Annotated in this window: 9 protein-coding genes; 4 read left to right on the top strand and 5 right to left on the bottom strand. The window is 58.7% G+C overall.

Translation table 11 applies throughout. From position 1 onward, the window contains the following. Positions 1–279 (bottom strand): transposase (locus tag BM035_RS09480; RefSeq protein ID WP_139216030.1); only part of this gene is annotated, 279 nt, incomplete at its 3' end. Positions 280–354: 75 nt separating this feature from the next. On the opposite strand from BM035_RS09480, the gene BM035_RS09475 reads away from it, so the two are divergent. Then, a complete protein-coding gene (locus BM035_RS09475; RefSeq protein WP_092031383.1) occupies positions 355–1,383 on the top strand; it encodes a GGDEF domain-containing protein in 1,029 nt (342 codons plus the stop codon). On the opposite strand, the gene BM035_RS09470 is transcribed toward BM035_RS09475, so the two are convergent. Then, a complete protein-coding gene (locus tag BM035_RS09470) occupies positions 1,329–2,750 on the bottom strand; it encodes an MATE family efflux transporter (RefSeq protein ID WP_092031380.1) in 1,422 nt (473 codons plus the stop codon). The genes BM035_RS09475 and BM035_RS09470 overlap by 55 nt on opposite strands. Before the next feature lie 85 nt (positions 2,751–2,835). Here BM035_RS09470 and BM035_RS09465 point away from each other — a divergent pair, with 85 nt between their 5' ends. The 3 genes from BM035_RS09465 (at position 2,836) to BM035_RS09455 (ending at position 6,999) form a co-directional block, all read left to right on the top strand. Next, positions 2,836–3,708 carry a carboxylate/amino acid/amine transporter gene (locus tag BM035_RS09465; RefSeq protein WP_092031377.1) on the top strand — a complete coding sequence of 291 codons (873 nt, stop codon included), beginning with the start codon at positions 2,836–2,838 and terminating at the stop codon, positions 3,706–3,708. A gap of 152 nt (positions 3,709–3,860) precedes the next feature. Further along, positions 3,861–5,435 (top strand): methyl-accepting chemotaxis protein, encoded by a 1,575-nt coding sequence (locus tag BM035_RS09460; protein ID WP_092031401.1) that lies wholly within the window; start codon positions 3,861–3,863, stop codon positions 5,433–5,435. 166 nt (positions 5,436–5,601) lie between these two features. Further along, the gene (locus tag BM035_RS09455; protein ID WP_092031375.1) at positions 5,602–6,999 is read left to right on the top strand and encodes a sodium-dependent transporter; all 1,398 of its coding nucleotides are present in this window, start codon (positions 5,602–5,604) and stop codon (positions 6,997–6,999) included. 94 nt (positions 7,000–7,093) lie between these two features. Here the strand turns inward: BM035_RS09455 and BM035_RS09450 are convergent, their stop codons facing one another. The 3 genes from BM035_RS09450 to BM035_RS09440 form a co-directional block, all read right to left on the bottom strand. Beyond that, the gene (locus BM035_RS09450; protein ID WP_254775448.1) at positions 7,094–7,687 is read right to left on the bottom strand and encodes a hypothetical protein; all 594 of its coding nucleotides are present in this window, start codon (positions 7,685–7,687) and stop codon (positions 7,094–7,096) included. A gap of 99 nt (positions 7,688–7,786) precedes the next feature. Beyond that, the gene (locus BM035_RS09445) at positions 7,787–9,097 is read right to left on the bottom strand and encodes a TRAP transporter large permease (RefSeq protein ID WP_092031370.1); all 1,311 of its coding nucleotides are present in this window, start codon (positions 9,095–9,097) and stop codon (positions 7,787–7,789) included. Beyond that, the gene (locus BM035_RS09440; RefSeq protein ID WP_092031398.1) at positions 9,094–9,633 is read right to left on the bottom strand and encodes a TRAP transporter small permease subunit; all 540 of its coding nucleotides are present in this window, start codon (positions 9,631–9,633) and stop codon (positions 9,094–9,096) included. The genes BM035_RS09445 and BM035_RS09440 overlap by 4 nt, the downstream gene beginning before the upstream one ends. Between the last annotated feature and the right edge of the window lie 90 nt (positions 9,634–9,723).

Raw genomic sequence — 9,723 nt, 5'->3', positions numbered from 1 at the left:
CTTCAGACCCGCGAAGTGCCGCATGGATTCGATCTCGTACAGCGCGTCTTCCATGGCCGGATCGCTCAAGTTATAGAACAACTGCATGCAGTGAACCCGCAGCATGGCAGGCAGCGGATAAGGGGGCCGTCCGTTCCGGCCCTTCGGGTAATAACGGGCTACCTTCTTCTCCAACTGCTTCCACGGAATCAGCTTGTCCATCCGTTCCAGAAAGATCTCGCGACGGGTCTTGCGCTTCTTGGTCTGGTATTCGGCTTCGGAGAAGGTGATCTGATCCATGCTGGCAACGATCCTATGCGATTGACGATGGCCGTATTATCGCTGATTTTGGAGACTTATTCAGAGCCTCCCTAAATGCTCCATCGCCTTAAGACCGATTTCCGATTATCGATCATCACCCTTCTGGGGGTGAGCGCGTTCCTGGGGATTACTCCATTTGCCGTGATGCGCTACCTGCAGGGAAATCTATTGGCCGGACTGGTGGATACAACGATTCTTCTCGGTATCTGCTCGGCGCTGGTCTATGCATGGGTAACCGGGGACACGCGGAGAAGTGGCGTGGTTGTGGCCAGTATTGCCTGTGGCGGTGCGGTCGTCGTCGGAATTGTGGTAGGCGAGCCGGGTTTGTTCTGGTTGTACCCGTGCCTTGTCACTACCTTCTTTCTTGTAAACCCTAGGATTGCGGTAGCGCTGAACATTGCCTCGGTCGTTGCCCTGATGGTTCATGGCGGTGCTTTCCGCTCTGACGTTCAGATGTGGTCTTTTGCCTCTACGGCTTTCGTGGTCAGTGCCTGCGCCTATGTCTTTGCCCACAGGAACCATGATCAGCGAGAGCGCCTGGAGCACCTGGCGACCATTGATCCGCTCACGGGTATCAAGAACCGGCGGTCAATGGATCAGGAGCTGGATCTGGCTGCGGCGAATGCCGAGCGTACCGGGTTGCCCTATGCCCTGGTTCTGCTGGATATCGATCATTTCAAGAAGATCAACGATGAACATGGCCATGGTGTTGGTGATGATGTGCTGACGGACCTGGTTGCCCTGCTGAAGCAGAATACGCGCAAATCAGACCAGCTGTTCCGTTATGGTGGTGAAGAGTTTGTGCTGCTTTTGCCGGGAGTTGATGGCATTGGCCTGAAGGCCGTCATGAACAACCTGCAGCAGGTTCTGCGCAAGTACATGAAGCACCCCGGCGGTACGGTCACTGCCTCGTTTGGCGTGGCGCTGCTAGGACACGGAGAAGGTGTTGACAGCTGGCTGGCCCGGGCGGATGCCGCGCTTTATGAAGCCAAGGAAACTGGCCGGGACCGGGTTGTGTTTTCTGATGATCAGCCGGGGCCGGAGCCTGCAGCCGGTGCTGCCCGAATGCCCTCAGGGGCATAGAGGAATAGTCTCCAGCCCAGCAGAATGCTGGCCGATGCCAGCCCGCCCGTCAGACCTACCCAGAAGCCGGCGGCTCCCATGGCCGGCAGCAGCCAGTCCGTGAAGGTCAGCACATACCCCAGCGGCATGCCCACGCCCCAGAATGAAAACAGCATGATGAACATGGGAATGCGGGTGTCCTTGTAGCCGCGCAGGGCGCTGATGCAGGTTACCTGGATCACGTCGGCAATCTGGAACAGAGCCGCGAACATCAGGAGCCTGACGGTGACCGCCTGAACCTCGGTATCATTGGTGTAGAGTGCTGCGATCTCCGGGGAGAACACGAACAGCAGTATTGCGAAGATCAGTGCCGTGGCCGCCGCGAGGATCAGCGAACTGCGGGAGATCAGCCGCGCGGTGTTGGGCGCCTGGGCGCCCATCAGGAAGCTGACTCGCAGAGTCAGCGCCATGCCTATGCTCAACGGCAGCATGAACAGCAAAGACACCACGTTCAGGGCAATCTGGTGGCCGGCGACCACAACCGGGCCAAGGGGCGCGAGAAACAGGGCGATCACCGAGAACAGACTTGCCTCAACGAAGATGGTAAAGCCGATGGGCACGCCGATGCCGAGGATGTAGCGAATGCCTGCCAGATCCGGCTTTACCCAGTCGGCAATCAGGTGGAACTGACGGTAAACCCGGCTGCGGTTCAGGTACACCAGCAATGCCGCTGCCGCGACGCCGTTGGAAATTGACGTGGCCCAGCCACAACCAACACCACCCATCGCAGGCAGCCCCAGCTTGCCGTAGATGAAGATGTAGTTCATCGGCAGATTGATCAGTGTGCTGAGTACAGAGAATGCCATGATCACGCGGGTGTGCCCGAGGCCATCGGTCAGGCCCCGTAGTGCCGTCATTAACAGCAGCGCCGGGATGCCCCAGGCGAAGGCGTTGAGGTAGCCCTGGGTGATGCGTGCGGTATTGGCTTCCAGGTTCAGAAGCGCCAGCACCGGGTGCACGTGTGTCAGCAGCAGGATCATGATCACGGATCCGGCGGCGGCCAGGTACAGCCCCTGCCAGGTTGCAGGCATGATTTTCCCCACCTCCCGGGCACCGTTGTAGCCGGAAATAATGGGCTGCAGTGCCCCCAGCATGCCCATGAAAAACAGGAACAGGGGCATCCACAGGCTGCTACCAATACCCACTGCCGCAAGATCCTCGGCGCTCGCGTGGCCGGCCATGATGGTATCGATCACGCCGTTGGCCATCTGGGCCAGTTGGGCGATCAGGATCGGCCCGCCCAGAATCGCGAGGGTTCGCCACTCTGTCAGTGTTCTGGTGACCAGCGGCTGGCGGGGTTCCGGTAATGGCTGGTGGATCTCATCCATGGGGTTTTATCCCGTGTTTCTGCACTGCAAGTTTCTCCGAAAACCGTTAAAGTACGCGCCTTGATCACAACAGATGGCAGTGGCGATGGGACTTCTGGTTTTTGTTACCGTTCTGTGGGCGTTTTCATTCAGTCTGATCGGCGAATTTCTGGCCGGCCAGGTGGACAGCGATTTTGCGGTGCTCAGCCGAGTGCTGCTCGGTGCCCTGGTCTTTCTGCCGTTCACCCGTTGGCGGGGCGTGGCTTCCGGACAGAAGCTGGGTATTCTGGTTACCGGCATGCTGCAGTTCGGGATTACCTACCTCTGTCTGTACCGGTCCTTTAGCTACCTGACCGTCCCGGAAGTCCTGCTGTTCACGATTTTCACGCCGCTGTATGTGACTCTGCTGGATGACGCCCTGTTTCGCCGGTTTTCACCGGTGGCGCTTCTGGCTGCAGCCATCGCAACTGTCGGGGCGGGTATCATACGCTACGACGGGCTCAGTGAGGACTTCATTACCGGTTTCCTTTTGCTGCAGGTGGCGAATTTTACCTTTGCCGCCGGCCAGGTGGGTTACAAGCATGTGATGCAGCACTACGCCACCGACATGCCTGCCTACCGAACCTTCGGCTATTTCTTCTTTGGCGCCCTGATTATTGCGTTGCCGTCCTTCCTGATATTCGGCAATGCCGAGAAGCTGCCGACCACACCGGTACAGTGGGGCATCCTGGCATGGCTGGGGCTTGCTGCCTCCGGCCTGGGGCTGTTCCTGTGGAACCGGGGTGCCTGTGTGGTTGACGCCGGCACCCTGGCTATCATGAACAATGCGCTGGTGCCTGCAGGCCTGCTAGTCAACCTGCTGATCTGGAATCGTGATGCCGATTTGTTGAGGTTGGCCATCGGTGGCGGGGTCATTGCCTTCTCCCTCTGGGTGAATGCCCGTTTCCATCCCCGAGCCAGGTTGGCCGCTGCAACATAAGTAAGTGCACGGACTAAGGTTCCGTTTAACGCTGCCGATATGCTTTTCATGCGCAGGGTAGTCTTTGATGAACATTAATGATGTCCATCGGAGGTTTCCCCTGTTCGCTCATACTTATTCCCGTGGTCAGTTCCGAGTCAGAAGGTCTGTTTATGCGTAAGAATCTCCCTGTCACCCAGCGTGAAATCAAAATGCGGAAAGGCGGGCGTTTGATTACGACCACGGACCTTAAAGGGGTAATTACTTACTGCAACGAAGAGTTTGTGGAAATCAGCGGTTTCTCCCGGGAAGAACTGATTGGCCAGGCTCACAACATCATCCGCCATCCGGACATGCCCCAGGCCGTATTCAAGGATATGTGGGATTACCTGAAGGCCGGCAAGGCCTGGATGGGTGTGGTCAAGAACCGCGCCAAGAGCGGAGACCATTACTGGGTAAGTGCTTACGTTACGCCGATCCGTGAGAACGGCCAGATGGTGGGCTTCGAGTCGGTTCGGGTCGAGCCGACCCGCGAGCAGATCGCCAGGGCCGAGCGGCTGTATTCCAAGATCTCTGCCGGGAAGATGACCTCATCCTTCAGCAATCGTGCCTTGTCGATGCTCCGTTCCGGCTGGCCATTCCTGGTGTCGCTGGTACTCAGCCTTGGTGCCCTCAAGATCAACCAACCCTGGTTGGCAGCAGGCCTGATTGTTGTGGGTCACGCGCTAGGGTTCGGCCTCGTGTTCAACTCCCTGGCCGCTCGCTTGCGCAAGCTGCTGGACCTTCGCCCAGATGCCTTCCGGGATCCCATTGTTGCCCGTACCTACAGCGACGAACGCGGACTGTTCTCGCAGCTGTCGCTGTTGCTGGTCAGTGAAGAGGCCCGGGTTCGGACGGCCCTGGCGCGGATTGATGACCAGGCAGAACTGCTCTACGAGCAGGCGCGGGCTTCTCACGGCTATATCAGCGATGGCGCGGCGGCGATCGCCCGGCAGCGGGCGGAAACCGATCAGACTGCCTCGGCCATCAATGAAATGACCGCCTCAATCCAGGAAGTGGCCGAGTCGGTGACCAGTAACGCCCGTGAAGCCGAGGAGGCCAATCGTCTTGCGGGTGTGGGCAGCGACCGGAGCGCCGAAGCGCTGGTTGCGATTGAAGAGCTGGTAACCCGCGTAAATGGTATTGGTTCGACGATCAGCAAGCTGGGTGAGTCCACCAACAGCATCGGTGAAGCCGCCAACCTGATTTCCGAGATTGCCGAGCAAACCAACCTTCTGGCATTGAACGCGGCTATCGAAGCGGCGCGTGCCGGTGAGCAGGGCCGGGGGTTTGCAGTGGTAGCGGATGAGGTGCGCTCACTGGCCCGCCGGACTCGGGAATCCACCGTGCGGATCCAGAACGTGATCGATGATTTCCGTCAGCAGGTGGACTCGGCGGTCCAGGCAACCCGGGACGGTGAGGCTGTTGCCGGTCAGGGCCTTGAAAAGGTGCGGGAGGCCGAGAACTCGCTGCGCGATATCGTGACCTCGATCCAGACCATTTCCGACAGCTTTATCAGTATGTCTGCGGCCTTTGAGGAGCAGAGCCAGGTGTCCGACGAGATCAATCGCCAGATTACCAATATTGCCGAGCTGGCCGATCATAGTGATGCCCAGGCCGACTCCGCCAAGCAGAGCAGTGACCGGCTCAGCGCCATGTCCCGTGGCCTGAAAGACCTGATAGCCAGGTTTATCAGCAAAAACGGCTAGTTAGCTTTAGCTTCCTTTTCCTCCCGCCGGACCAATCCGGACCGGGAGTGCGCCAGCACTGGCATCGACGCGCCAGTGCTGGCAGAATCCCGCCCCAATTGCCCCGGCAACGCCGTGGCTATCCCTTTTTGAAGACATTCCTCAGCCAAAAGCACAGGAACACAACATGACTCAGTCCAACTCGGTTTCGGGCAACGGTTCAGGGGCCGCCCGTGGTCTCTGGTCTTCCCGGTTGGCGTTTATTCTGGCGGCAACCGGTTCGGCCGTCGGTCTCGGTAATATCTGGAAGTTCCCCTACGTTACTGGCGAAAACGGTGGTGGCGCCTTCGTGCTGGTTTATCTGCTGTGTATCGCAGTGATCGGTATCCCCATCATGATGGCGGAAGTGTTTATCGGCCGGAATGGCCGACATAACCCCATCACCAGCATGCGGCTGGTGGCAGAGCGCAACCTCAGCGCGCCGGGCTGGCGGATCTCGGCCATCATCGGGATGATCGCGGCCTTTGTGATCCTCTCTTTCTACTCGGTGATCGGCGGCTGGGCAGCGTCCTATGTGGGACATGCCGCCATGGGCGACTTTACCGGTGGCACCGCAGACTCCATCGGTGAGTTGTTCGGCGGCCTGCTGGCCAGCCCCGGGCAGCTGCTGCTCTGGCACACGATCTTCATGGCGCTGGTTATTCTGGTGGTGTCTCAGGGACTGAAAGGAGGCCTGGAACGGGCCGTTACCATCCTGATGCCGGCCCTGTTTCTGTTGCTGCTGGTGGCGGTAGGTTATGCCACCACGACAGGCCATTTTGGTGAGGCCGTCAGCTTCCTGTTTATGCCGGATTTTGGTGCCCTGACCATCAACGGGGTTCTGATCGCCCTTGGCCACGCCTTCTTTACCCTGAGCCTCGGTATGGCCATCATGATGGCCTACGGTTCCTATCTGGGTCGGGATGTGTCCATTGGTCGCACCGCTGTCAGCGTGGCCATCATGGATACCGTCATCGCACTCCTGGCCGGTCTGGCCATTTTCCCGGTGGTGTTTGCCAACGGTCTGGAAGCCGGTGCCGGTCCCGGACTGATTTTCCAGACCCTGCCGCTGGCCTTTGGCAATATGCCCATGGGCGGCCTGTTTGGCACCCTGTTCTTTATCCTGCTGTTGTTCGCCGCCTGGACCTCCGGTATTTCCCTGCTGGAGCCGGTAGTTGAGTGGGTTGAGGAAAAAACCAGCCTGGCCCGTACAGGCAGTTCCATCCTTGTCGGTGTGCTCTGCTGGGCGCTGGGCATTGCTTCGATTCTGTCGCTGAATGTCTGGGCCGACGTCGCGCCGCTCGCCATGTTTGAGCGCTTCGAAGGCAAGACCATCTTTGACCTTCTGGACTTCTTCACAGCCAACGTGCTGCTGCCGCTCTCCGGTTTGCTGACGGCGGTATTTGTCGGCTGGTTCGTGGCCAAAGAGTCGCTGAAATCCGATCTGGCCCTTCAGGGAGGAGCCTTTACCCTCTGGTACAACCTGATCCGGTTCGTGACTCCCATCGCAGTTGCAATTGTCTTTTTCTACAACCTGATGTCCTGAGCAAAGGTATCCACATCACGGTTGAATGAAACCTGGCAATGAGAAAGCCCGGCAAGATCACTTGCCGGGCTTTCTGTTTTCCGGTGGCTGCTTCCTACTCCTCGCCTAGCTGTCTCAGCGCCTCTACATGGGGACGCACCGCCTCGATATCTGCCGCCGGAGCGTTGCTCGCGCTTTGCATTGCGCCCATCGCACCCTCCATCATGGCGCGCATCTGGGCTTTCTGTTCGGCCGTCATATGAGGGCTGTTTTCCATCTCGGCGAGCGCGGCTTCCATCTCCTGCCTGGCGGCCGGCTTCTGCTCTGCCATTTCGATGGCCATCCAGGCCTGGAAAACCCGGTCTCCGGTGGCACCCCAGGATTCCAGGCTGTCGAAGCCGTGATCCTGCACCACGTCTTCGAGGCGGCCATAGGCTTCATGGCCCTTCATCTGCTCCAGGGATTCCGACACGATCCGGGAGAAATCCGGCATGGTGCTTTCGTTCTGGTTGTCCATCTGACGCTCCAGCTCCTCGAATTCCGGTGCCAGTGTTTGTGCAGCCCGAACGCTTTCGATAAACGAGGCCACTCGCTGATCGGAAAGGGTGTCGGCCTGGCTTTGGGCAGGGAGTAACGGAAGCAGGAAGAAAAAGACTGTGAGGATGGCGCTGGTCAACGCCAGCATCGGCTCTCGTTGCGGGTTATGCATGGCTGTTCTCCTTGTGTGGGCTTCCGGTTCCTTTGTCCGGAAGTCGCACGAGATTAGCGCTCACCCGCTTTGGCTGGCAACTTTCCTTTCAGGTCAGGTTCAGAAAAACATATCCGGCAGCCATGTGGCGATTTCCGGGAAGATCATGATTAGGATGATGCCGATGATCTCCACAATTACGAAGGGAATGATCGACTTGTAGATGTCTTTCATGGTGATTGACGGCGGCACGATGCCCTTCAGATAGAACAGGTTGAAGCCGAAGGGCGGCGTCATGTATCCGATTTCCATGTTGATCACGAACAGGATGCCGAACCAGATCGGGTCGAAGCCCAGGGACTCAACAATCGGCATGAACACCGGCAGGGTGATCAGCATGATGCCTACCGGATCCAGCACCATGGCCAGCAGGAACACGATCACCATCATGGCGATGATGATGCCCCACGGGCCACCGGGGACCATGTTCATCAGGCCTTCGATCAGCTCCTGGGCGCCCATGCTCTGGTAGGCGGCGCTGAAGGCATGGGCGGCAAACAGGATCCACATGATCATGCCGGTAAGCTTGAACGTGCGGATGGCGGCTTCCTTCAGAATGCTCCACTTGAACTGCCGGTACACTGCCGCCGATATCAGGGCGCCCAGAACGCCCATGGCAGCGGCCTCAGTCGGGGTAGTGATACCGCCGATGATGGAGCCCAGCACCATAACGACAACGCCGATTGGGAGCAGCACAGCACGCAGGGCACGGAGTTTTTCCGGCCAGGTGCCCCGGTCTTCTTTTGGCAGCGCCGGGGCCAGTTCCGGCTGCAGGTGGCAGCGCACAATGATGTAGATGGCGGTCAATACCATCAGAAGAACGCCGGGCATGATGCCGGCGGCGAACATCTGGCCGACAGACACTCCGGTGATCAATGCGTAGAGAATCATCAGGATGCTGGGCGGAATCAGGATGCCCCAGCCACCGCCGGTATTGATTACGCCCAGGGCCATGCTCTTGTCGTAGCCTCGCTCCAGCATGGACGGCAGGGCGATGGTGCCCATGGCAACCACTGCAGCGCCACTGATACCGACCATAGCGGCAAACACTGCGCAGATGCCAAGGGTACCGAGGGCAAGCCCGCCTCTCAGGCCGCCGCACCAAAGGTGCATCATCCGGTACAGATCCCGGGCCACACCAGTGCGCTCCAGAATCATGGCCATGAACACGAACAAAGGGATGGCGACCAGGGTAAAGCTTTCCATGGTGCCCCAGATCTGAGAGGCAACCATGTAGAAGGAATCAAAACCCCAGGTGAAATACAGGAACACCACCGAGACGCCGCCGAGCACGAACGCCAGTGGTAGGCCCAGAAGCAGGAAAAACAGCAGTGAACCGAAGAACAGGAGCGTCAGGGCTTCAATGCTCACAGCTGATCTCCTTCAGATTCGGACTGTTCGGGCATGTAGTAATCCAGGTTGAACGCCACGGCGATGTCTTCAAGCAGTTTGACCAGCCCTTGCAGAACCAGCAGCGCGGTGCCGATGGGAATGGCCAGCTTCACCGGCCAGATGGGTGGATTCCAGGCGGAGTAGGAGGTTTCCCAGCTGGACATGGATTCCTGGGCCATGTCGATCCCGAACCACAGCAGGGCCAGGGTGAAAATAAAGAACACCAGGGAGGTCGCAATATCGAGGGCCGCGCGCTTGCGTGGTCTCAGATGGGAATGCAGCAGGTCCACGTTCACGTGGCCCCGGTGGGCCATGATGTAGCCGCCCGACATCACCGCATAGATACCGAAGAGCATCTGGGTCAGTTCATTGGTCCAGACCGTGGGGGAATTGAACAGGTAGCGGAAACCCACTTCCAGCAACAGGAACGCGAACATCGCGAAGATCAGAAGGGCTACCCACCGGCCGATAACATCATTGAGACGGGTAACCCCTCTCATGAATGCGGCGATCATCACACTCACGGCAATCTCCCACGGGATACTGGTTTGGTTCAGGGACAGAAAGGCCGGGGTCAGGAACCCCGGCCTTGGTCGGAGCAACGG

Origin of the sequence: Marinobacter sp. DSM 26671, from assembly GCF_900112835.1 — a bacterium.
GTDB lineage: Bacteria > Pseudomonadota > Gammaproteobacteria > Pseudomonadales > Oleiphilaceae > Marinobacter > Marinobacter flavimaris.
The sequence above is the reverse complement of the archived record's forward strand: the minus strand, read 5'-3'. Positions and strand labels throughout refer to the sequence as shown.

Coding starts and splice junctions, on each gene's coding strand:
- BM035_RS09440 (WP_092031398.1), bottom strand. CDS start 9,633: ATGATCGCCGCATTCATGAGAGGGGTTACCCGTCTCAATGATGTTATC.
- BM035_RS09460 (WP_092031401.1), top strand. CDS start 3,861: ATGCGTAAGAATCTCCCTGTCACCCAGCGTGAAATCAAAATGCGGAAA.
- BM035_RS09465 (WP_092031377.1), top strand. CDS start 2,836: ATGGGACTTCTGGTTTTTGTTACCGTTCTGTGGGCGTTTTCATTCAGT.
- BM035_RS09455 (WP_092031375.1), top strand. CDS start 5,602: ATGACTCAGTCCAACTCGGTTTCGGGCAACGGTTCAGGGGCCGCCCGT.
- BM035_RS09470 (WP_092031380.1), bottom strand. CDS start 2,750: ATGGATGAGATCCACCAGCCATTACCGGAACCCCGCCAGCCGCTGGTC.
- BM035_RS09450 (WP_254775448.1), bottom strand. CDS start 7,687: ATGCATAACCCGCAACGAGAGCCGATGCTGGCGTTGACCAGCGCCATC.
- BM035_RS09475 (WP_092031383.1), top strand. CDS start 355: ATGCTCCATCGCCTTAAGACCGATTTCCGATTATCGATCATCACCCTT.